Source organism: Levilactobacillus brevis (assembly GCA_021383565.1).
Taxonomy (GTDB): domain Bacteria; phylum Bacillota; class Bacilli; order Lactobacillales; family Lactobacillaceae; genus Levilactobacillus; species Levilactobacillus brevis_B.
The window spans coordinates 328,022-351,424 of record CP079699.1; the positions used below are offsets into that span (position 1 = coordinate 328,022).

A 23,403-nucleotide genomic window follows, 5' to 3' on the forward strand; every position below is an offset into this window, starting at 1 on the left:
GCGAGGTGACAGCACTTGGCTAAGAAAAAGTCTAAAAAAACGCCGGATAACGTGCTCGCCCAGAACCGTAAGGCCCGTCACGATTACTTTGTGACGGAAACGGTCGAGGCGGGACTCGTGCTGACTGGAACCGAGATTAAATCGATTCGAGAACGGCGGATTAATTTACAAGATGGATTTGCGCAGATTCGCAATAGCGAAGCGTGGTTGATGAACGTCCATATCAATGAGTACGTTCAGGGAAACCGGTTCAACCACGATCCGTTGCGGAATCGCAAACTGTTATTGCACAAGAAACAAATTCACCGGCTCGGGCTAGCAGCCCAGGATAAGGGGGTCACCCTGATTCCGCTCAAGGTTTATCTGAAGCATGGTTTTGCCAAGGTACTCATTGGGGTTGCTCACGGGAAACGGGAATTTGATAAACGTGAAACCATCAAGCGGCGTGAACAAGACCGGCAAATTGCCCGGGTCATGAAGCGTTACTAGGTTTGAGGAGCCATCTGAACGGCTAGCCCGTTTGGATGGCTCTTTTTTTTACGGCATTTATACCACATTGTATAAATGAAATAATCTAAGAAGTGGTTTTCGATGAATGGCTATAAGACTTGATACTAAGTCAACCTGGACAATGATCGATCAAGAAAAAAAGCTGAATTTACCAATCGGACAAAATTTAACCAGTGTAACAAAAAAGTCTATCTTTATATCGTCACATGTGTTATCTTTTAATTATAATAATATTTATAGAGAACAAAGATTGACTAGGGCAACATAAGCTGAGGGGGCAGATGAAAATGACGAAAAAAGTAAGCGCTTTATTATTTGGCGCGGTCTTGGCCGTGGGCACTGGGATTGTGACAACTTGGGGGAATCCACTACCGACACCGGCGTATGCAGCGACAACGACGGTGACGACGGCCAGTCAGCGAGATGGCCAGGTAGCTGCCGGTGAGTATGGGACGGTGAACTGGTATTTAACGGCAAATGGTGAACTTCACTTGGGCGCCGGGACCTTGGGCGAGGAGAACGGTCTAAAGGTTCAAGTCGGCCGACTGGCCACACAGATTGCCAGAGCAGAGGGCGCCACGACGCTCGAGGCGTCTAACGTCCAGCCGTTTGCGGATCAGGTCACAAAGGTAGTCCTGGATGGGACGGTTGTTGCGCCGGCCGATGCCAATAGTTTATTCAGCCAACTGCGGCACGTGACGACGTATGAACATCTTGATCGCCTGGATACCAGTCACGTCACCAACATGCAGAGTATGTTTCACGTTCCTGGGGGGGATGGCGAGACGACAACTATTGACGTCTCCCATTTTGACACGAGTCACGTGACCGACATGAGCTTTATGTTTTATGGCCAGAAATCGGTCGAAAAGCTTGACGTATCGGGCTTCAATACAGATCAGGTGACGACCATGGTGAGCGCATTCTACGGCACGCAGAATCTTAATGAAGTGAATTTTGCTCAGGGAACGTTTAAGAGCCTTAAAGGGGCAAGTTTTGCGTTTGCAGGGAGTGCTGTCCAGATTGTTAAACTGCCACGTTTTGCGCCGCCAGCAGGTTGGGGTGGCGGGTATATGTTTAGTAGCGCAACAATCATCAATGAACTGACGCTGGGTCCAGACACTCGTTTTGATAAGGCGGATGGTTCGGGTGGAGCGACTGGCTTAAATACACCGCGGCAGAATATGCCCGATGTCTTCACGGGCCTTTGGCAAGCTGTGGGTAAGGGCACCGTGGGCGATCCGCTGGGCGATGAGTATGCGACGGGGAAAGAAATCACGGACCTGTACAATGGGACGTCAAATCCAAGCGCCGTGGAAACCTACGTTTGGCAGCCGGTTGTACGGACAACCGAGCCGACCACGCCACCAGTGACACCGCCAACAACGGTCCCAGAAACCGCGGCGCCCGTCACCGTGCAGTATCTGGATGCGCAGGGTCAACGTTTAGCAGATGATGTGACCTTGACGGGGGAACTCGGTGCTAGCTACACGGCCCAACCGTTGACCTTTACCGGTTACAAACTAGCGAAGACCACTGGGACGACTACCGGAAGTTTTACCAATCAGCCCCAGACCGTGACCTTCCACTACGTCTCGAGTCTGGTCTCCGGCGGGGATGCGGCAACGGTTGCGCCAATCAACGCCGTGGTCTATGCCACAAAGAAGATTGGCCTGTACCGGACTAAGAACTTCTCCAACCAATCGCGTGTTCAGTGGTATACCAAGACGAAACGGGTTGACCGGCCGATGTTTGTGGTGACGGGCTTCGCGACCTCTAAGAACGGAAACCTCCGCTATAAGGTCCGCGACGTTAACCATCATTCTGAGACGGTGGGCAAGACCGGCTATATTACAGCCAAAAAGAGTTACGTGACGTCCGTCTACTATGCAACTAAACAGTCAAAGATTAAGGTGATTAATGCCCAGGGAATCAACGCTTATCGCCAAAAATCATTGAAAACAAAGCAAGTGCACTACCGGAAAGGCCAGACACTTAAAGTTCGAAAGATTGTGAAGTATCATAAGACCACGCGCTTCCAGTTAACCAACGGGCAGTACGTGACCGCTAACAAGAAATTAGTCATGGCGGAATAGATCTCAAAGGGCTTCGGAATCCCATTTCGAGGCCTTTTTGCTGGCAAATTTTGAAAACTGCGTGGGTTGGTCTTAACCTTTACGGCTGATTGATTAAAGATGCTATCAATGGCTACAATCGGTGAAGGAAACAGGCGACTTGTACCTGGCGAGATTCGGTGACCATCATCTCGTTATGATTTTTTCCTGACCACGCGATTTATTTTAAACTACGGCCGAGACGTGACCAGCAGTAAAAAGTTAGCGATTGCACAATAACATGCAGTTTATTGGAAAGTCGGTCGGTTTATGCCGGGATTGTCTGGAGTTAAGGCTGGGTAAGAATAGGCAAGATGTGGACTAATTTCACAAGTCAAAACTTACGAGTGATAATCGTTTGGTAAGCTGACGAACCGTGTTATCATGTGATTGGTAAGATAGTTGAAACAATAAATGATTCACCAGACACTTATGGAAACATTCCGCTTCCCACCAACGAGAGAGGAGGAGCAACCATGAAGAAGGTCCGGGTTTTATTAGCGATTGTTTTAGGCTTGAGCGTGTTTCAACCAGTGGTTACGGTGAGGACTCCCGATCTGGCGCCGACCGCACAGGCCGCCGTTGTCCGGGCCGTACCCACCAGTGGGCGTTATGGTGATGTCGACTGGAACTTAACCGCAGATGGCACGCTTCACTTAGGTGCCGGCAGATTAGGAGAACCAGAAAGTTTAGTGGCCAATGCTGGACAACTTTCCACGCAAATTGTGTTGGCGCAAGGTGGTATTCACAGCCTGACCACCACGCAGGCTGCGGCTGATCAGGTCACGCGCGTCGTGTTGGATGGCACCGTGACGGCCCCTAAGAACGCAACAGGGCTGTTTCGGCAACTACGCAACGTTACTGATTATCAGAATTTAGCGCGACTCGAGACGGCGCAGACGACCACGATGAGCGGCATGTTTATGGTCAATGGGTTTGATGCTCAGATTACGACGCTAGACGTCAGCCACTTCGATACCGCTCAAGTGGCCGACATGAACTTTATGTTTTATGGCTTGCCAGCGTTACAGCAGTTGGATTTGTGGCAGTTCGACACGTCGCGGGTGACCACCATGATGTCGATGTTTAACGGGACGACGGCGTTACGGGCGGTCGACTTCGCTAACGGGACGTTCGAGCGGTTGCGGAGTGGTATGTATGCCTTCTCTGGCTCCGGGGTCACGCGCGTGGCACTGCCTAAGTTTACACCGGGGACCGATTTTTACGGGAGCGCCTTGTTTTATGGGGCAAAGCACCTCGCACAGCTAACGCTAGGCCCACAGTCCCGCTTCAGGGGTGCCACTAATTTAAATACGCCGGTTGCCGGTGATCAGTATACTGGGGACTGGCAGGCGGTGGACACCGGGACGGTCCAGAATCCGCTGGGTGAACGGTTTGCAAGTGGGGCTGACCTTATCAGTCTCTACGATGGTTCTGACCGGCCCAGTTCGGTTGAAACCTACGTCTGGGAACCGGTCGACCGCGTCATTGAGCCGCAGATTGTTCCGCCAGTCGAGGCCGCGGCGCCCGTCACGGTCCAATATCGAGACGAACAAGCCCAGTCATTAGCTGCTGATCGGCTTCTGACGGGCCGGCTCGGGGAATCGTACACCGCCGAACCGCTGGATTTTGACGGCTATCACCTCACCAAGACGGTGGGGGCCGTGACCGGAACCTTTTCACCGACGGCTCAGACCGTGACCTTTCATTATGCGCCGGACGTGGTGACCGGTGGGGATGGCGATCACGTCGCGCCAATCAATGCCGTGGTCTATGCCACGAAGAAGGTCGGTCTGTATCGCACCAAGAACTTCTCCGATCAGTCGCGCCGGTTTTACTATGCGAAACGAACGCGGACCCAACGACCGATGTTCGTGGTGACCGGCTACGCGACCTCGAAGAATGGCCATCGGCGGTATCGGGTCAGAGATGTCAACCACCAGAGTAAAACGGCCGGTAAGACGGGCTACGTGACGGCCAAATCGGCGTACGTGACGAACGTTTACTACGCCAAACGACCGGTCAAGGTTAAGGTGATTAGCCGCCAAGGGGCCAACGGGTATCGGCGGGTGGCCTTGACGGGCAAGGTCCATCATTACCGAAAGGGCCAGGTCCTGAAGGTTAAGAAGCTGGTGACCTATCGTAAGACGACCCGATTAGTCTTGACGAACGGCCAGTATGTCACGGCCAACAAAAAATTAGTAATCGCAGAATAGACACAGAAATTTAGCATAAAAAAAACGGCCAGGATTTTACGCTGGCCGCTTTTAGTGTGTTTTGTTTAATTTTTACCACCGTCATGTGGCATCTTAGACCGGTCGATGATGGGGGTGACACCACCTGATGGCAGGGCATGCGGCGCCCATGCCGATCGAACCGGCAACGCCGACCCCTGAGATTTCTTACCCCACCGGTCGAGAATCGACGCTAGGCAGATCACGAGGGCCTCGTGATCGGGCTGATCAACGGTTAGTGCGATGGTTCCCCCACCGGATTGGCTGACGCGATCGATGCTAGCGATGCGTTCGCGGCCGTGAGTAATGCTGAAGTGGCCGCTCGTGATATTGCCCATGATGACCCAGTTGAGTCCCCGGACGAAGAGAACTTCGCGAATGACGCCGAACGTCTTGCTGACATGGCCGACGACCTGTCGATGGTAGAGTAGGCGGAACTTAGGCAACAGGCCCAACGTCTCTTGTTTGACCTCGGCCTCCAGAGCGCCGTCAATGGTGTAGACGGAGAGGACATCGGCACGCAACCCCCACTTTCCCACGAGGAGGTAACGTGAGTCGTTGTCGGCGTCACGAATAACTGTGGTAGCTTTAGCCGACAGGGCGGCCTGATTGAGATACAGTTTACGCATGGGAAACCTCCTTTGAAAAATGGTGATAGCCTAGTTAACCTCATTCTAACATGTTTTGCGGTTCACGTTCGACAATATCATTTGCGGCTGGGTTATGATAGAATAAAAGCGTGAGGTGTTGGGAATGAAACCGTTTATTCATAATGATTGGTGGCCAGTGTTGGCGCCCGAATTTGAGCAACCGTATTATCAACAATTACGGCAGTTCTTAGTTTCGGAGTATCAACACTATCAGATTTTTCCGGATATGTACCATATTTTTACGGCGTTCGAATGGACCCCGTTTAGCCAGGTCAAAGTGGTCATCTTGGGGCAAGACCCATACCACAATCCCGGTCAGGCACACGGCTGTAGTTTCTCGGTCTTACCGGGGACGCCGCTACCGCCGTCATTACAGAATATCTATAAGGAGTTGCAAGACGACCTGGGCATTAAGCCGGTGAGTCACGGTTATCTGGAGAAGTGGGCCAAACAAGGCGTGCTGCTCTTGAACTCCGTGCTGACGGTGCGCTACGGCAAAGCCTTCTCCCATCAGGGACACGGCTGGGAACGGTTGACCGATGCGGCGATTTCTAAATTGTCCGAACGGCCCGAACCCGTCGTCTTCATCCTCTGGGGTGGGGCTGCGCGCTCGAAGATTAAGTTGATCGATACCAAGACCAATATTGTCTTACAGGCGCCGCATCCCAGTCCACTGTCGGCTTACCGGGGTTTCTTCGGCTCCAAACCGTTTTCTAAGACCAACATCGCATTGACATCATTGGGTGAGACACCCATCGATTGGCAGTTGCCGGAACACGTGACTGTTGACGATGGGCCCAACACCACAACCAACCAATAAGCATAGGCACAGAATTGATTCGTGGGATATTTTATGGAGGTCATCATCTATGGAACTTTTTGATAGTCTTAAACAAAAGATCAACGGACAACATAAAACCATTGTATTTCCGGAAGGCGCCGACGTGCGGGTTCTTGGAGCTGCCAGCCGGTTAGCTGCCGATGGGCTGATTCACGCCGTGGTTCTGGGAACTCAGAGCGAAATTCAAAAGACGGCGATCAACAACGCCATCGACTTGGAGCCCTTAACCATCCTCGATCCAGCAACGATTCCAGCCGACCAACACCAAGCCATGTTAGATGCCTTGGTAGAACGGCGAAAGGGGAAGAACACCCCGGAACAAGCCGCTAAGATGCTGGAAGATCCCAACTACATCGGTACCATGATGGTGTACATGGGTCAAGCCGATGGAATGGTTTCTGGGGCCATTCACGCGACCGGAGATACCGTTCGACCAGCCTTACAAATCATCAAGACCAAGCCAGGCGTTCGCCGGATCAGTGGGGCCTTCATCATGCAAAAGGGTGAAGAGCGTTACGTCTTTGCGGACTGTGCCATCAACATTGAGTTGGATGCGGCCGGAATGGCGGAAGTTGCCGTTGAAAGTGCCCACACGGCTAAGGTCTTTGACATCGATCCGAAGGTGGCCCTGTTGAGCTTCTCTACTAAGGGTTCTGCCAAGGGCGACATGGTGACGAAGGTGCAAGAAGCCACCAAGATTGCCCACGAAACGGCCCCGGATTTGGCCGTAGATGGCGAATTACAATTCGATGCGGCCTTTGTCGCTAGTGTTGCCGCCCAAAAGGCCCCGGATTCCAAGGTTGCCGGTCAGGCCAACGTCTTCGTCTTCCCAGAATTACAATCCGGGAACATCGGTTACAAGATTGCCCAACGCTTCGGTGGCTTTGAAGCCATTGGACCGATTCTGCAAGGCTTAAACAAGCCCGTTTCCGACCTTTCACGGGGGTGCAACGAGGAAGATGTTTACAAGGTAGCCATTATTACGGCGGCCCAAGCAGTGGAATAAGGCCAACGAGGTTGCATTCACTTTGAACCGTAGCTAAATCAATTTAACGAATAAATATTCAAAACAAGAACTATTAAGTACCCGGATTGCTATTTTTCAGCAGTCCGGGTATTATTTGTGTTGGTGAGTTTTCACGACAATTAAGCAACTTTGAAATCAAGAAAAAAGGGGAAAGAGACAATGTATGAAGTCACGGTCACAAGTCCCGAAGCCACGATGGCACTGGGTCAACGGTTAGCTCCGAATCTTCAGCCGCGAGATGTTATTTTACTCGATGGTGATCTGGGAGCGGGCAAGACCACGTTTACAAAGGGATTGGCGCTCGGACTGGGTATCACTCGCAACGTGAAGAGCCCCACCTTTACCATTATCCGGGAGTATCAGGGTGGTCGGCTTCCCCTCTACCACATGGATGTGTACCGTCTGGAGGAGGGCGGCGGAGATGAGCTGGGCCTCGATGAATATTTCAATGGGGATGGCGTCAACGTCGTCGAATGGTCCAAGTTTATTGCCGACGAGCTACCGGAGAATTATTTGCGGATTGTGTTTAAACGCGACGATGCGGCCGGTGAGAATCAACGAACGTTGCGGTTCGAACCCCAAGGCGCGCATTTTGAAAAATTAGTGCAACAACTGGAGGACAGTTCCCATGAGTGATGAAGTAGCCATTCGCCTGCCGAATGCGGCTGATGCCCAGGCTTTACTGGCATTGTTAGAGCGTTTACAACAAGAGAGTGATACTTTTAGTCTGGCCGATGCCGACGATCCCATTAGCGCGGCTCAAGAAGCCGACCAATTGGAACAGATCAAGGACAGTCCGAAACACCTCCTACTGGTTGCCAGTCTGGGCCAACAGTTATTGGGTGTGCTGTCCATTTCGCCAACGCCTCAAGGTAATGTGGGCGAGCTTGGCATTGCGGTCGAGAAGAAGTACTGGCACTTGGGCATCGGTACGGCGCTGGTCGATGAGGCGCTGTACTGGGCGGACACGGCTAGCCAGCTACAGGCCGTGGGCTTGATTGTCCAGACTCGTAATGTGCCGGCCATGAAGCTCTACCAGAAGATGGGCTTCGTGCGGACGTCCACGCCACCGGAGACAGTGACCGATGATGATGGCGAACACGTCAAGGCCGTTGAAATGGTTTATCAGTTAAATTAGGTCGAACAAAACCGGCAGAGTTACTCGCAATCAGCGAGTTCTCTGCCGGCTTTTTTGATGATTACCTGAAGATTGAAAGCTAGAAAACAGCTAGAATCCTTAGTGTGACAAGGATAACGCCCACTATAGTAGGGGAATCGCGTGCTGGCCGCCTTACCGTTCGCCAAATTTGGTCTGGATCGCTGTGGGTAGGACGGCAAAAGCCAAAGGGCGGTCTTTTCCCTCGCTTTGAGCCGGAAGCCCGCGTCTCAAAGACGCCATTTTCCAAGTAGAGCCACTTGGAAAGTCCCACGGCTGAGACCAAATTTGACTCACTCACGGCTACCTGAAGTGTGCTCAATTAACCTGGCCGAACGTTGTCACCCCAGCGATTTCACCGCATGTTCAGTGACTTCCACCCAGCGTAACCGGAGGCAGCCGCAGTGGTGTTGATGACTCGTTTAATGGCGGTAAAACTTGCCAGCCGGGGACTGGACGTATTTGTAAACTTTGAACCTTCAGTCTTAACCTTTGTGCTCTTTATAAGCGCTTCCTTACAACTCGCGATAACTCTGAATCACTCGCGTTACGGTAATTGTCGAATCCACGGCTGGGCTACTTTCTGCTGGATCAACCACTTGAACTGTGGCGGCTACACCAGCACGGTTAGCAGCCAGCAATCCTGATGGTGAGTCTTCAAAGATCGCAGCGGTAGCGGCTTGACCACCAACCTGCTTAATTGCCGTCAAAAACATGTCTGGCGCTGGCTTCCCCGGTAACTGACCATCATTGACCACTACACAATCTCGCTCAAACCACCTTGCCAACCCCAACTGTTCAAAGAAAAAGTCAACGTTGTCAGTTTCGGATGCGGTCGCAATATTAACTTGATGATTAGCGGCAATACAGCGATTCAAAAAGTCGCTAAGTCCAGGAACCAGTCGAAATTTATCTGGTCGCGCCAAACAGATTTGGCGGTACAAGGACTCTTTTTCAGTTGACAACTGTATAATTTCTGCTGCATTCAACGGAGCGGGGGCAAAATAATTAAATGTATGCTGATTGTTGCGTCCAGCAACGTGTGCTTGAAATTCAGCCTCCGTTAGCTGATGGTGAAAGGCCTGTTTCAAAACCTGTTGCCAAGCTTGTTTCTGAAGTTCAGCGTCAAAAATCATAGTGCCATTGAAATCAAAGATATCTGTCTTAATCATGGTCAATCTCCTCCGTTGTCATTTTGATGATTACCCGTGATGCTTGGAGTGCTGTCATAAGTCCTGGCGGAACCGGTCCATCCGTAATCAGATAATCAATTTGGTTCAAGCGTAGCGCCCGATAATTATGTGCCACACCTAACCGCGTGTGATCAACCACCAGAGCCAATTCTTGTGATTGATCCCGTAACTGCTGTTTAAAGGCGACATCTTCTTGATAAGCATAGAAAATACCAGCGGATGTCACACCAGCCGCACTCAAAAAAGTAAGCTCAAAGGTAAAGCCAAACAGATCATGTAACGCTGCCGTATCCATCGTGCCGCGCCGTTCCGGTAAATATTGCCCACCCAACACCCGCGTACGAGCCGATGTTTTTCGCAATAATTGGTCCGCGATGTCTAAGGAGTTCGTCACCGCTAAGACTTTAGAGGTCACCGTTAAAGCTGCTGGAATCAGACTAATTGTCGTTGAAATATCAAAAAATAAGCGTTGTTGCGTTGTCACCAACTTCGCCGCTGCAAGCCCTAATTGACGTTTCACATCCGGTAAGTCTCTTTGGCGGGTCAGAAAGTCATCGATTCGGTTAAAACTATTGGGTAAACTGATTCCACCGTAGTTCCGAGTCACCTCATCATTAGCTGTTAACTTCACAATATCACGTCGAGCTGTATCACGTGACGTTCCTGTGAGGGCCATTATCTCCCGTAACGTCAAGGAATGGTGACGCATCAACTCCGTTAGAATTCGATTTAAGCGTTCTGCCTGGTGCATGGTTTGCCCCCCTGAATTAAGTGTAAATAAGTGTCTGTATTATACATACTTATAGTAGCTTATTTCTTAGCAGATGGCAAATCGTTGTTAACGCCCATTAATTGGGCCCTGATTTATCCAATACTAAATGATTAGTCCGGCTAAAAGCACTAGCGCTGAGCCGAGTGAATATTTGCTGGTATGGAGTTGGTATGCCTCTTGTTGTGTAAAAAAGGTGTCAATGGATTTCTCCATCAACACCAAATATCATAGAATCTGTAAGCACGCGTCGCTATTCAGGCAATGTCCCACACAGTAACGCGTTTTAAGGTTGTGGGTTAAGCATTAATCGTGACGAAGTTTTTAAGCGGCTGAGTGCCGAAGTGATTGGCTTCGTACAGCAGGATGTTGGCGCAGGCCAAGCTATCATCCAGCGCGTTGTGATGGTGGTGCAGGTCAATCCCCAGTTCGTCACAAACCGTGTTGAGTTTGTGGTTGGGAAATTCTGGGAAGAACTTCCGGCTGGTCTTGACCGTGTCAAGGGTCAAGTAACGCGCGGTTGGTAGGTTGTAGTGTTCCAGCGTACTCCGCAAGACCCCGTTATCGAAGGGGGCATTGTGGGCAATGACGAGACGGTCGCGCTGAAAGAAGGGAGCGACGTGCTCCCAGACTTCCGGAAAGGCCGGCGCATTGGCTACGTCGCGTTCATGAATCCCGTGAATTTGGACGTTGCGCCAGAAGAAGTCGGTGTCTGGCTTAATCAATGAATAGAATTCGTCCACGACCTGACTGTTGCGCACGATGGTTAAGGCTAGTGAGCAAGCGCTATAGCGTTTACCGCTAGCCGTTTCAAAGTCCATAGCGACAAAATTCAAAAGTACATCTTCCCTTCAAAATTGGTTTAGACGGTTAAACCGTCCACGTCGAGCTCGACCGGACAGTGGTCGGACCCCATGACTTGGTCTAGTATTTTAGCGTCTTTCAAGTGATCTTGCAAGCGTTGACTGGTGATGAAATAGTCGATGCGCCAGCCGGCGTTGTTGTCGCGAGCGTGGAACCGGTAGCTCCACCAGGAGTAGCGTTCGGTGGCGTCGGGATTGAAGTAGCGGAAGGTGTCCGTATAACCGGCGGCGAGTAGGGCGGTAAATTTCGCCCGTTCATCGTCGGTAAACCCAGCGTTCTTATGATTGGTCTTGGGATTCTTTAGGTCGATTTCCGTGTGGGCTACGTTGAGATCGCCGCAGAAGATCACGGGCTTCTTGGCGTTCAGATGCTGAACGAAGTCGAGGAAAGCCGTCTCCCAGCCCATCCGAAAGTCCAGGCGTTTTAGCCCGCTTCCGGAGTTCGGCGTGTAGCAGGTTAGGATGTAAAAGTCGGGGTATTCAAGGGTAATCGTGCGGCCCTCGTGGTCGAAGTCGGGCGCATTAATCCCATAGATGACGTTAAGCGGCTTGTGCTTGGTAAAGAGGGCCGTTCCGGAATAACCCTTGCGTTCGGCGTAGTTCCAGTACTGGTAGTAGCCCGGCAGGTCGAGGTCAATCTGGCCCTCCTGGAGCTTGGTTTCCTGAACACCAAAAAAGTCGGCATCCAGCTCCTTAAAAGTCTCGACAAATCCCTTTTTAACGATGGCTCGTAAGCCATTGACATTCCACGAAATAAATTTCATGACGCACCTCCAACTGTTACTTTTCAGTATACCAGAACTTTTAAGCGAGGGGGTGGGCGTTCACCTGGCGTAGCAACACCCGTCGAATCTGATTTTTCTGGGCGAAGCTAAGCGTAAACAATCGCTTACGACCGGTCAGTCTGACGATCCGGCGGGGGAAGACCAAAGTTAGACGACGGAATTCAAAATTTAATCCCGAATTCGTGCGCGTGGCGTGCGGTCGTAGGGGGTTCCATGGTAAAATAGGCCTATGACTGTTGTTCGATGAAGCCCACTGTTGGTCGAAACGAGCACAAACTTTTGGAGAAACGAAGGGAATTTGATAATGATGGAAGAGATTACGGCAGCATTTCCAGCAATCGAAATTTTGCGAAATGAACCCTTGGCGCATTATACGCATACGCTGACGGGGGGACCAGCTGATTATCTGGCTTTTCCGACCAATGTGCAGGAGACCAAGTCACTCTTGGCCTACGCCAATCAGGAAAAACTCCCCGTCACGGTTGTCGGTAATGCCAGTAACCTGATTGTTCGGGACGGTGGCATTCGGGGATTGGTCATGATTCTGACGAAGATGAACACGATTACCACGACGGGGAACACGGTGACCGCCGAGGCTGGAGCTGCCATGATCAAGACCACGCAGGTAGCACAGTCTCACGCGTTAAGCGGCGTTGAATTTGCTGCGGGAATCCCAGGGAGTGTCGGGGGCGCCGTCTTCATGAACGCCGGTGCTTACGGTGGTGAAATCAGCGAGGTAGTGACCGCCGCTGAAGTCTTGACGACGACCGGCGAGATTCGCACCTTAAACGCTGAGGAGCTCGACTTTGGCTACCGGCATAGTTCCATTCAGGACTACCACGACATCATTCTCTCGGCGACCTTCACGTTGAAGCCCGGCGATGGTCAGGCAATTCAGGCGCAGATGGATGATCTAAATGCACGCCGGGCGGCCAAACAACCGCTCGACCTGCCATCCTGTGGGAGTGTCTTCAAGCGGCCCACTGGCCACTACACGGGTCAATTGATTCAGGAGGCCGGACTCCAAGGCTTCCAGCTGGGCGGGGCCCAAGTCTCCACCAAGCACGCCGGGTTCATTGTCAACATTGACCACGCTACGGCGACGGATTACTTAAACTTGATTCATCATATCCAGGATGTGATTTGGCGCGAAGACCAAGTTCATCTTGAGACGGAAGTTCGGATTATTGGCGAAGAGCCAACTCAAAAATAAAAAAGGGGGAACCCTATGTGCCTATAGTTGAAGCAGTGATTCTGTTAATTGTCCTGGTCCTTTTGTCCAATATTATCAGTCACTACCTCACGTTTATTCCAGTTAGTCTGATTCAAATTGCGTTGGGCCTGGTGGTCGCGCTGGTGTGGCAATTCGAGGTGCCACTCGAGACTGACTGGTTTTTACTCTTGTTTATCGCACCCTTACTGTATAATGATGGTCGCCGTTTCCCCAAGCGAGAACTCTGGCGGTTGCGCGGCCCCATCTTCGGGAATGCCATCTGGTTGGTCTTTTTGACCACGTTACTCGGGGGCTTTCTGATCTACGAATTAATTCCCAAGATGCCGCTGACCGTGGCCTTCGCGTTAGCGGCGATCCTGTCGCCAACCGACCCGGTGGCCGTGCAGTCAATCTCTAAGCAGGTCAAATTGCCGGCGAGCCTGATGCATTTGGTCAGTGGTGAAAGCCTGATTAATGATGCCAGTGGGCTGATTGCCTTTAAGTACGCCATTGCGGCAACCGTCACCGGTGCTTTCTCCGTGGGGACGGCCGTGGGTGACTTTATCTACATCAGTATTGTGGGTTTCTTGTCCGGTCTGATCTTCATGACGGCAATTCAGCTGTTGATGGATATCCTGCGACGGCAGGGAATTGACGACGTGATTTTCAACACGGTGTTGCAGATTGCCACGCCGTTTGTGATTTACTTGGTTACCGAAGAGATTACCCATGCGTCGGGCGTGATTGCCGTCGTGACTGCCGGTGTTCTGTTCCACGCCCGGGAGAGCCGAATCGTTGAAGATTCCCCAGAATTAAAACTCGTGACCGAAAAGGTTTGGGATATTATTATCTATTCATTGAATGGGATTGTGTTTGTCATTCTGGGAATCGAGTTGCCCGTGGCCACGTCACAAGTGATCAAGGGTGGCCAGTTCAATACCTGGCAAGCGCTCTTCTTTGCCTTCATGGCCTGGGTGGTTCTGGTCGTGATTCGGACGCTGTGGACGTACGGTTACATTCTGTTCCAGCGGCTGACACGTAACCACAGCGATGAACGTCCGAGCTTCCGGACGGCCGTGTTATCTGGTCTATCTGGGGTTCGGGGGGCCGTTACCATGGCCGGGGTACTCTCCGTGCCGACGGTCATTGCCAGCGGTGCTAGTTTTCCGGCGCGGTCGTTGATGTTGTTCGTCGCCTCGGGTGTGATCATTATCAGTTTAGTCGCGGCGACCATCATGTTGCCGTTGATTTCAACGGATAAGCAACCCTTGCAGACGCGAGCCAGCGCCAGCGACGACATTGCCAATGATATTAATCTGGACGACGAGGACGAGGAAGAATTTCCCGAGGAACCCGTGCGGCAGATCAGTGAAGAAGAGGCGCGGGCCTACATCATGCGCCTCGCAATTTCCAAGATTGAAGAGCTCCGGCGGCCAAATAATCAGCGGGCCGCGTACGATCTGATCTTGGACTATCAGTTCATCATTCGGCGGCTCGAGATGAGCTACCGGGCCGATACCGTCATGCAGAAGGTCTTGGATGACGAGATTAAATTGCGGCAGGTCGCCATCGACGGTGAACGGGCCACGCTTAAGGAGTTGCGCCAGGGTGAAAAGATTACCCAGACCAGCTACGTCGGGGCCCTGCGCCGAATTGAAAATCTGGAAGGCCGGCTGACCCAAGTGTCCGGTCACACCATGCCGGGCGTGATTAACTACTGGCGCCGATTCTTCAAGCATCTGTGGCGGGACGCGGCCTACTGGTTACACTCCGAGGATACGGACCGCTTGCATGCGGAAAATAACCTGATTGAACGGGAGACGGCCAAAGCGGCGATCAAGGCGTTGTCCGAGTATTTATCGCGAACGGATATCGACGAGACGCAGTTTGATAACCAGGCCGTTTACCACCTGATTGTCCAGTACCGGAACCGAATCGAACGGGCCAAGGCCGCCACGGCGCCGCATCACAACGATGACTACCAGCACCAGATTAATAAGTTGCGGGTCCGAGCGTTAGGGGCCGAACGAACTGGGATTCAGTCGTTGCTCGAGGCGGGGAATATTACCTGGATTAAGGCTACCCACCTGCGGCAATATGTCAACTATGCGGAAAATGTCTTAGTCATGTCGTTGTCGGATGAAGAGGGCGACTAGTGCGGATGTTATTTCTGTAAAGTGAGCTATTAAATTCAACAATAAAGGCTGCGTTTCACCGATGCTCTGTGCACGGCGGAACGCAGCCTTTGGTGTAAGCTAGGGATAATGGTGACTGCCGCCTTACCGTTCGCCAAATTTGGCCTGGAGCGCGGTGAGCAGGGACGGACCAAGCCGCAGGTGGTATCGGATTACTTGTTTAATGGCAATAAGCCTTGTCAGCTGGAGACTAGAGCGTATTCGCAGTCGGTTTTCAAATCAAAAAGGACGCCAACCCGCAAAAGGTCGTCGTCCATGATGTTTAATCGGGTAATTCGTCTTGCCCGCTGTTATGCATAATTAAGTAGAGAATCCAGTAGCAGAAGAGCTGGATGAAGGTGAGTAGGCCCACGAAGATCCACATGTTGCTGGTCCACATGTCCATGATTGGCCGAATAAATTGTTCGGGGTTAATGAAGAGGTAGACCGTGTGAATCCGGAGAAACCGACCGATGTAGAGTCCTACCGAGGTTAGGAAGGTCAGTAGCAGAACCGTTACGATACGAACGATCTGGTTGCCCTTGGCCACGCGGGTACTGATAATCTGACTGACGTAATTTAGACTCCAGAAGCCCAGAAGCGTACAGCTCGTGGCGCTGATAATCATGTAGGTGAAGTAGATCCACAGGTGCGGCGTCACCCGTAGCAGTCCGCTTAAGGCGTACGGTTGGAGCAACGACAGGTGGAAAAGGTCGGTCAGTAGATAGGGTGCGTTGGGGTAGAATAGCAACCAGAGAAGCACCAGCGGCCAGAAGAACCATGCGCTCTTGGGGCGGTGCCGCCCCAAATGAAAGCTGAGTTCAATCGGGATGTAGCCCAGAAACGTGTTCAACACGAGAAACGAGAAGGGATCCTTGGCACGGAAATACAGAAAGATCAGCCAGGCCACAAAGAATATTCGAATTTCCCACCGGGCCCGCCGATTCATTAGCCATCACAATCCTTTCATCAGTCTCTGTCTTTATTTTACAGCCTTTAGGCCAAAAACAAACAGAATATGACTTCTAGTTTACCAGAATTTTTTTGAGAAAAGGTTGATTTGCGTGGAGCTTAACGTTTCTGTAAATTTTACCGGTGTCCGGCGGGATTTGCGCGGTATTCTGAGGATTCGGGGCGAAATGTCAGCGACCCCGTGCTATAATTAAATCTGAATTCAATTTGGAGGGAAAGTCATGAACCTGGATTGGGGCAATCTCCTTACAATAGGAAATCTAGTCAACCTACTCGACATTTTGGTCGTCTGGTTTGTCATTTATGAATTGATCGTGATGTTACGGGGAACCAAAGCCATTCAGCTTTTCCGGGGCGTCATCTTGATTCTGCTGGTGAAGTTCGTCAGTGCTTACCTGGGGCTGAACACGGTATCGTGGTTGGTCGATCAGGTCATCAACTGGGGGGTTATCGCCATTATTATCATCTTCCAGCCCGAGATTCGACGGGGACTGGAACATCTGGGCCGTGGCTCATTGTTCGTGCGGATTCGGCACGAGAATGAGGCAGCGAACCACATGATTGAGGGCCTGGACAAGGCGATTCAGTACATGTCCAAACGGCGTATCGGGGCGCTGATGACCATTCAGCGCGATACCGGCTTGGAAGACTACATTGAGACCGGGATCGATCTGGATGCGGAGTTAACCGGCGAACTGTTAATTAACATCTTTATCCCCAACACACCGCTGCATGACGGGGCGGTCATCATCCGCGACAATCGGATCGCGGTTGCCGCGGCCTATTTGCCGCTGTCCGAGAGCAACCTGATTCCTAAAGAATTAGGGACGCGTCACCGGGCCGCCGTGGGGATCTCCGAAGTCACGGACGCCTTAACGATCGTGATTTCTGAAGAGACCGGCGAAGTCTCGATTACCAAGAACAACGAGTTGCTACGGGGACTCACCCAGGCAGACTACCTGAAGTTCTTGCGCGATGAATTAGTAAATGAAGAAGCTGCCAACAATGGCAACGTCTTAGTCAAGGCGTTAGATTGGTTCGATCAACGCTTTAGAGGGGGGCGGCGCTAATGAAAAACGAGCGTTATACGACGTGGTTATACCGCATCCTCGCGTTAATTTTAGCAATTCTCTTGTTCTTCTACGTCAATAGTACCAAGTCGTCAACCAACTCGCAGTCGACCAGTTCGACCAACAACACCTCGTTGACGGCGACTAAGACCATGAAGGTGTCGGTCCCTTTACAACTCAACGTCAACAGCAATAAGTACTTCGTGACAGGGTACCCGCAGAAGGTCAAGGTGACCTTGCGTGGGCCGCTGGCGTTGGTCACCACGACCGCCAATACCCAGAATTTTAAGGTCTACGCCGCGCTGAGTGATCTCGGTGTCGGCAAACACCGGGTGACCCTGCACCAAGAAGGGTTGAACCACGAGATTGAATCCAGCATTTCGCCGGCCAAGATCACGGTGGATATTGAACCGCGGAAGACGGTTTCATATCCCGTTAAAGTTCGGTATAATAGTCAAAACATCGCCGCGGGATACTCTGCCGGCAAGGCCACTTCCGATGTGACTCGGGTCAAGGCGACCGGGGCCGCCAACGAGATTTCGCGGATTAAGCAAGTGGTTGCTCAGCTAACGGTGCCACAGAATAGCAAGAAGACGGTGAATAGCCAAGCCGTGATTGAAGCGTTGGATAGCAGTGGCAACACGGTCAATGTGATTCTGACGCCGTCGACGACCACGGCCAACCTGCCGATTACCTCCGATGGGGAGAGTAAGCGGGTCGGGTTAGACCTAAACGCGAAGAACGGCTCGTCCGGAACGACCTATAAACTAACCAGTAACGTATCCAAGGTGACCGCCTATGGTAGTGCGTCTCAGCTCAAAGATCTCGATAATGTGGCTGTGGACGTCGATGTGAGCGACGTCAAGAACAATACCACCAAGACGGTGACCCTCGATACCAGTGATAACAACGTTACTGCCTTTGATCCCTCAACCATTAAGGTGACGATTAAGGCAACAGCAAATTAACGAAAATTGTTTGAGAAATGAGGAAGATTACGATGAAGTATTTTGGAACTGACGGCGTCCGGGGCGTTGCGAACCAAGAATTAACCCCAGAATTAGCCTTTAAGGTTGGCCGATTTGGCGGCTACGTTTTGACGCAACATGCAGACAGTGAGAACAAGCACCCGCAAGTTCTCGTGGCCCGTGATACACGGATTTCTGGTCAATTACTGGAAAATGCCTTGGTGGCGGGACTCCTATCCGTCGGAATTGAAGTGCTCCGTCTAGGCGTCATCTCCACGCCGGCCGTGGCCTACTTGGTTCGCACGCAAGGTGCGGCCGCCGGCGTCATGATTACGGCGTCCCACAATCCGGTAGAATACAATGGAATCAAGTACTTCGGAAACGACGGCTACAAGCTTTCTGATGAAATGGAAGAAGAAATTGAAGCCCTGTTGGATGCCGAGAAAGATACGTTACCTCGTCCAGCCACGGACGGCTTGGGGACGGTCGAAGACTACTCCGAAGGAAGCCAAAAGTACATTCAGTTCTTGGAACAAACCATTGCGGATGACCTGGAAGGCCTCCACATTGCGGTTGATTCCGCTAATGGGGCCACGAGTGGCTTAGTTTCCCGGCTTTATGCGGATCTGAATCTTGATTTTGATACGATTGCGACCACGCCCAATGGCCTGAACATTAACGACCAAGTGGGGTCGACGCATCCCGAACAGCTGCAAAAGTTTGTGGTTGAGAAGGGCGCCCAAATTGGGTTGGCCTTTGACGGCGACGGCGACCGGTGCATTGCCGTGGATGAGAATGGTCAGATCGTCGATGGCGATAAGATCATGTACATCTGTGGGAAGTACATGGCGGAACACGGCCGGTTGAAGAAGGATACGATTGTGACGACGGTCATGAGTAACTTGGGCATGTACAAGGCCATGGCCGCCCACGACCTGAAGTCCGTGAAGACCAAGGTTGGGGACCGTTACGTGGTTGAAGAAATGCGTAAATCGGGCTACAACCTGGGTGGCGAACAGTCTGGTCACGTGGTCTTCTTAGACTTCAACACGACCGGGGATGGCCTCTTGACCAGCCTACAACTGCTTCACATCCTGAAGGTGACTGGCAAGAAGTTGTCCGAATTGGCTGCCGACGTGACGACCTACCCGCAAAAGCTGGTCAACATCAAGGTAGCGGACAAGCAGGCTGCCCAAGAGAATCCGAAGGTCCAAGCCGCTATTGCCATCGTTGAAAAGGAAATGGCTGGCGACGGGCGCGTGTTGGTTCGCCCTTCAGGGACTGAACCATTACTCCGGGTGATGGCCGAAGCCCCAACCGAGGAATCCGTGGCCGCCTATGTAGAACGGATTGCGGCAGTGGTTCGCGCCGAAGTCGGCATTGACTAAGGGTTAACGGTATTTAAACGAAATGGAAATGGACATGAAAGAGGGCACCCTGCCACGTTGGCTGGGCGCTTTTTTCATGAAAAATCATTATAAATATTATGATAGACCAGTTCGGGATTTTTTGATTGACAACCCCTGGTAAACGCTGTAGAGTAAAGACATTCAGAAATGTTTTTCAAAACGTTTCAGTCTATACCAATTTTAAAGAAAACAGATACATTTCTAATTTAATTTAACGACCCTCCCGGTAGTCGCTGGGACTGGCGTCGAGAAAAGGAAGAAAACTTATGTGTGGAATTGTTGGTGTTACTGGTAATGACAATGCCGTTAAAATCTTACTAAACGGACTTGAAAAGCTCGAATACCGGGGCTACGATTCAGCCGGAATCTACGTGAACGATCAGAAGGGTCAGGACTACTTGGTGAAGACCAAGGGCCGGATCTCTGAGTTACGGTCTAAGGTGACACCCGATGTTCACGGGTCAACTGGGATTGGCCACACGCGTTGGGCCACCCATGGGGTTGTGAGTGTGGATAACGCCCACCCACATTTCTCTAACGATGACCGGTTCTACCTGGTCCACAACGGTGTGATTGATAACTTCCAAGAACTCAAGGCTAAGTACCTGAGCGATGTGCCTTTTAAGAGTCAAACGGATACCGAAGTTGTCGTTCAATTGATCGACAAGTTCGCGGTTGAAGAAAACTTGGATGCCAAGGCGGCCTTCCTGAAGACGTTAAGCCTGCTCAAGGGTTCATCCTACGCCTTCTTAATGATGGACCGTGAACAACCGGATACCTTATTCGTTGCCAAGAACAAGAGTCCACTGTTGATCGGGGTTGCTGATGGGTTCAATGTAGTCTGCTCCGATGCTTTAGCAATGTTGAAGGAAACCCACGATTTCTTGGAACTGATGGATGGGGAAGTCGTGACCATCACGCCTGACAAAGTGGCTATTCAAGATGCTGCCGGGAATCCTGTTGAACGGAAGCCATTCCACGTTGACATGAACGCGGACGAAGCCGACAAGGGGACTTACCCATTCTACATGTTGAAGGAAGTCGACGAACAACCAAATGTTATGCGCAAGTTGGCTCAGACTTACCTGTCAGAACATGGTGTTCCACAGATTGATCAAAAGTTGTTGGACGCTATGGAAGCAGCCGACCGCCTGTACATCGTCGGTGCCGGGACCAGTTACCACGCCGGGTTAGTCGGCAAGCGGCTCTTTGAAAAGCTCGCCCACATCCCAACGGAAGTCCACGTTTCCTCCGAGTTCGCCTACGAACAACCGATGTTGTCCGAGAAGCCGTTCTTTATCTTCTTGACCCAGTCCGGCGAAACGGCCGATAGTCGCGAGGTGTTGGTCAACGTCAATGACGCCGGTTACCCAAGCCTGACCATCACCAACGTGCAGAACTCCACGTTGTCTCGTGAAGCAACCTACACGTTGTTACTCCATGCCGGTCCGGAAATCGCCGTGGCTTCAACCAAGGCGTACACGGCGCAAATCGCGCTGGAAGCCATCTTGGCTAAGGCGTTGGGCGAAGCCACTGGTCAGATTGTGGCCCAAGACTTCAATATTCGCCAACAGTTAGGTCTGGTCGCCACCGGGATGCAAGCCATCGTTGATGAAAAGGATAAATTGGAAAAGATTGCCAACGACTATCTGATGAAGTCCAACCGGGCCTTCTACATTGGCCGGGGGATTGACCACGCGGTTTCTCTGGAAGCTGCCTTGAAGTTGAAGGAAATCTCCTACGTCCAAGCTGAAGGGTTTGCCTCTGGTGAATTGAAGCACGGGACGATTGCGCTGATCGAAAAGGATACGCCAGTGATTGGCTTTATCACCCAGGCCAAGACGGCTGGTTTGACACGGAGCAACCTGCAAGAGACCATGGCCCGAGGCGCCAAGACCCTGACCATCGTACGTGAAGGCTTAGCCATTGACGGCGACGATCTGATCTTGCCAGACGTTGACGAAATGTTAATGCCATTGTTGAGCGTGGTTCCAGCGCAATTGCTGGCTTACTACACCAGCTTGAACAAGGGCTTGGACGTGGATAAGCCACGGAACTTGGCCAAGAGTGTTACGGTTGAATAGATCCGAACAATAAGTGAATTAAACGAAACCGTCCAATTGCTGGGCGGTTTTTTGTTTTGTCTGACCGCCTTATCCGCTAACAGAAGGTGAAACCATTAAGTTGGTCGTCCTACCCACCGCGTTTCCGACCAGATTTGGCGAACGGTAAGGCGGCAGATAAGCATTTCCCTTGCGTCTGGAACGCTTTCGTTGTATAGTACATTCATGAAAACTTTGAAAAAGTGAGGTGAACGACATGAAGTATACGAAACGAGTCGATGCTCATAAAAACCAAAAACAGCGGGATGCAACCTTTGAGAAATTCAAGAAGCAGCAGAACGCATTAAGCGCCAACCGGCGGGGTGTTCGTCGGAAATAGGGTGGTCACTGTTAAGCGCAGTGAGCATCCTTTTTTGTTAGATGGCTGGACGACTTGGTGGGTAATTTACGCAACTGGTGGGATAGTTTCAGGCGAATTTTCAAAAAATATTAAAAAGCTGAGCTGTTTACTTGAAAAATTGGTATAGATCATTTATAATTGGGCTATACCATTAGGAGAGGGAGACTGAATGAAATGAAGCAATTAACCAACATGAACGTTCAAATCGTCAGTGACAAACAAGCCGGGGGTCAAGCCGGGTTTAAGATTTTCCAACAAGCCTTAGCCAACGGTGCCAAGGTTCTGGGGCTGGCCACGGGGAGCACGCCCGTCACAATCTACGAACAACTTGTGGCGAGTGACCTGGACTTTAGCCAGCTCACGTCCGTCAACTTGGATGAATACGTGGGGCTTTCGGCCGCTCATCCGCAAAGTTACCATTACTTCATGCAACAACATTTATTTAACCAAAAGCCCTTCGCTAAGTCCTACGTACCAGATGGGTCCAACCTGGATGCCGCAGCGGCGACACGCGAATATGACCAGATTATTGCGGACAATCCGATTGATTTACAGTTGCTGGGCTTGGGCCAAAACGGGCACATTGGGTTCAATGAACCAGGGACCGATCCCCAATCGACGACCCACAAGGTGACGCTGACAACTTCGACGATTGAAGCCAATGCACGGTTCTTTGACGATGAAAATGATGTACCGCGTTACGCCTATTCCATGGGCATTGGGTCCATCCTGCAGGCCAAAGAGATTTTGATCGTGGCGTATGGTGCAGCCAAGGCGGCGGCTGTTGCGGCCATGATTCAAGGCCCGGTTACGCCAGACGTCCCAGCCAGTTATTTGCAGACTCATCCGAACGTTCACGTCATCTTGGACGAAGCGGCCGCTAGTCAGTTGGATTAACGAACGTCGACCAGCCACGAATTCTTATCAATTTTCCTTTAAGCCCTTCGCCAAATTATGGTATTCTTAACTTGGAAGCGATTTTAAGGGGGAAA

20 protein-coding genes are annotated in these 23,403 nt (G+C 51.4%); 14 read left to right on the forward strand and 6 right to left on the reverse strand.

Annotation, left to right across the window (positions count from 1 at the left end; genetic code table 11):
• Positions 1-15: 15 nt before the first annotated feature.
• The 3 genes from smpB to KB236_01565 all read left to right on the forward strand — a co-directional run bounded on the left by smpB (position 16) and on the right by KB236_01565 (position 4,840).
• A complete protein-coding gene (gene smpB, locus KB236_01555; GenBank protein UIF29473.1) occupies positions 16-489 on the forward strand; it encodes an SsrA-binding protein SmpB in 474 nt (157 codons plus the stop codon).
• Between the two features lie 308 nt (positions 490-797).
• Positions 798-2,606 carry a MucBP domain-containing protein gene (locus tag KB236_01560; protein UIF29474.1) on the forward strand — a complete coding sequence of 603 codons (1,809 nt, stop codon included), beginning with the start codon at positions 798-800 and terminating at the stop codon, positions 2,604-2,606.
• 494 nt (positions 2,607-3,100) lie between these two features.
• Positions 3,101-4,840: a BspA family leucine-rich repeat surface protein gene (locus KB236_01565; GenBank protein UIF29475.1), complete on the forward strand. Its 1,740-nt coding sequence runs from the start codon at positions 3,101-3,103 to the stop codon at positions 4,838-4,840.
• 65 nt (positions 4,841-4,905) lie between these two features.
• Here KB236_01565 and KB236_01570 read toward each other — a convergent pair whose 3' ends face one another.
• Positions 4,906-5,487, reverse strand: coding sequence for a hypothetical protein (locus tag KB236_01570; GenBank protein ID UIF29476.1), 582 nt, complete (start codon positions 5,485-5,487; stop codon positions 4,906-4,908).
• 124 nt (positions 5,488-5,611) lie between these two features.
• On the opposite strand from KB236_01570, the gene KB236_01575 reads away from it, so the two are divergent.
• From KB236_01575 to KB236_01590, 4 genes are all read left to right on the forward strand, one after another.
• Positions 5,612-6,328: a uracil-DNA glycosylase gene (locus KB236_01575; protein ID UIF29477.1), complete on the forward strand. Its 717-nt coding sequence runs from the start codon at positions 5,612-5,614 to the stop codon at positions 6,326-6,328.
• Positions 6,329-6,377: 49 nt separating this feature from the next.
• Positions 6,378-7,355, forward strand: coding sequence for a phosphate acetyltransferase (gene pta / locus KB236_01580; GenBank protein ID UIF29478.1), 978 nt, complete (start codon positions 6,378-6,380; stop codon positions 7,353-7,355).
• A 180-nt stretch (positions 7,356-7,535) separates the two neighbouring features.
• Positions 7,536-8,012, forward strand: a complete 477-nt coding sequence (gene tsaE, locus KB236_01585; GenBank protein ID UIF29479.1) for a tRNA (adenosine(37)-N6)-threonylcarbamoyltransferase complex ATPase subunit type 1 TsaE — start codon at positions 7,536-7,538, stop codon at positions 8,010-8,012.
• Positions 8,005-8,514 (forward strand): GNAT family N-acetyltransferase, encoded by a 510-nt coding sequence (locus tag KB236_01590; protein ID UIF29480.1) that lies wholly within the window; start codon positions 8,005-8,007, stop codon positions 8,512-8,514. The genes tsaE and KB236_01590 overlap by 8 nt, the downstream gene beginning before the upstream one ends.
• A 533-nt stretch (positions 8,515-9,047) precedes the next feature.
• Here KB236_01590 and KB236_01595 read toward each other — a convergent pair.
• From KB236_01595 to xth, 4 genes are all read right to left on the reverse strand, one after another.
• Positions 9,048-9,704, reverse strand: coding sequence for an HAD-IA family hydrolase (locus KB236_01595; GenBank protein UIF29481.1), 657 nt, complete (start codon positions 9,702-9,704; stop codon positions 9,048-9,050).
• Entirely contained in the window at positions 9,697-10,476 is a 780-nt protein-coding gene (locus tag KB236_01600) for a DeoR/GlpR family DNA-binding transcription regulator (GenBank protein ID UIF29482.1), read from the reverse strand. The genes KB236_01595 and KB236_01600 overlap by 8 nt, the downstream gene beginning before the upstream one ends.
• Positions 10,477-10,793: 317 nt before the next feature.
• Positions 10,794-11,330, reverse strand: a complete 537-nt coding sequence (locus KB236_01605; protein UIF29483.1) for a 3'-5' exonuclease — start codon at positions 11,328-11,330, stop codon at positions 10,794-10,796.
• Positions 11,331-11,356: 26 nt separating this feature from the next.
• A complete protein-coding gene (gene xth / locus KB236_01610) occupies positions 11,357-12,121 on the reverse strand; it encodes an exodeoxyribonuclease III (protein ID UIF29484.1) in 765 nt (254 codons plus the stop codon).
• Positions 12,122-12,443: 322 nt separating this feature from the next.
• Between xth and murB the strand changes: the two genes are divergently transcribed.
• Both murB and KB236_01620 read left to right on the forward strand, forming a co-directional pair.
• Positions 12,444-13,355 (forward strand): UDP-N-acetylmuramate dehydrogenase, encoded by a 912-nt coding sequence (murB, locus tag KB236_01615; GenBank protein ID UIF30259.1) that lies wholly within the window; start codon positions 12,444-12,446, stop codon positions 13,353-13,355.
• A 17-nt stretch (positions 13,356-13,372) separates the two neighbouring features.
• Positions 13,373-15,511, forward strand: coding sequence for a sodium:proton antiporter (locus KB236_01620; GenBank protein UIF29485.1), 2,139 nt, complete (start codon positions 13,373-13,375; stop codon positions 15,509-15,511).
• A gap of 301 nt (positions 15,512-15,812) precedes the next feature.
• On the opposite strand, the gene KB236_01625 is transcribed toward KB236_01620, so the two are convergent.
• Entirely contained in the window at positions 15,813-16,478 is a 666-nt protein-coding gene (locus tag KB236_01625; GenBank protein UIF29486.1) for a DUF1361 domain-containing protein, read from the reverse strand.
• 250 nt (positions 16,479-16,728) lie between these two features.
• Here KB236_01625 and cdaA point away from each other — a divergent pair, with 250 nt between their 5' ends.
• The 5 genes from cdaA (at position 16,729) to KB236_01650 (ending at position 23,308) form a co-directional block, all read left to right on the forward strand.
• Entirely contained in the window at positions 16,729-17,571 is an 843-nt protein-coding gene (gene cdaA, locus KB236_01630) for a diadenylate cyclase CdaA (GenBank protein UIF30260.1), read from the forward strand.
• Positions 17,571-18,539 (forward strand): cell surface protein, encoded by a 969-nt coding sequence (locus KB236_01635; protein ID UIF29487.1) that lies wholly within the window; start codon positions 17,571-17,573, stop codon positions 18,537-18,539. The genes cdaA and KB236_01635 overlap by 1 nt, the downstream gene beginning before the upstream one ends.
• A gap of 32 nt (positions 18,540-18,571) precedes the next feature.
• Entirely contained in the window at positions 18,572-19,927 is a 1,356-nt protein-coding gene (gene glmM / locus KB236_01640; GenBank protein UIF29488.1) for a phosphoglucosamine mutase, read from the forward strand.
• 287 nt (positions 19,928-20,214) lie between these two features.
• A complete protein-coding gene (gene glmS / locus KB236_01645) occupies positions 20,215-22,032 on the forward strand; it encodes a glutamine--fructose-6-phosphate transaminase (isomerizing) (GenBank protein UIF29489.1) in 1,818 nt (605 codons plus the stop codon).
• Between the two features lie 571 nt (positions 22,033-22,603).
• Positions 22,604-23,308, forward strand: a complete 705-nt coding sequence (locus tag KB236_01650; protein UIF30261.1) for a glucosamine-6-phosphate deaminase — start codon at positions 22,604-22,606, stop codon at positions 23,306-23,308.
• Positions 23,309-23,403: the final 95 nt, after the last annotated feature.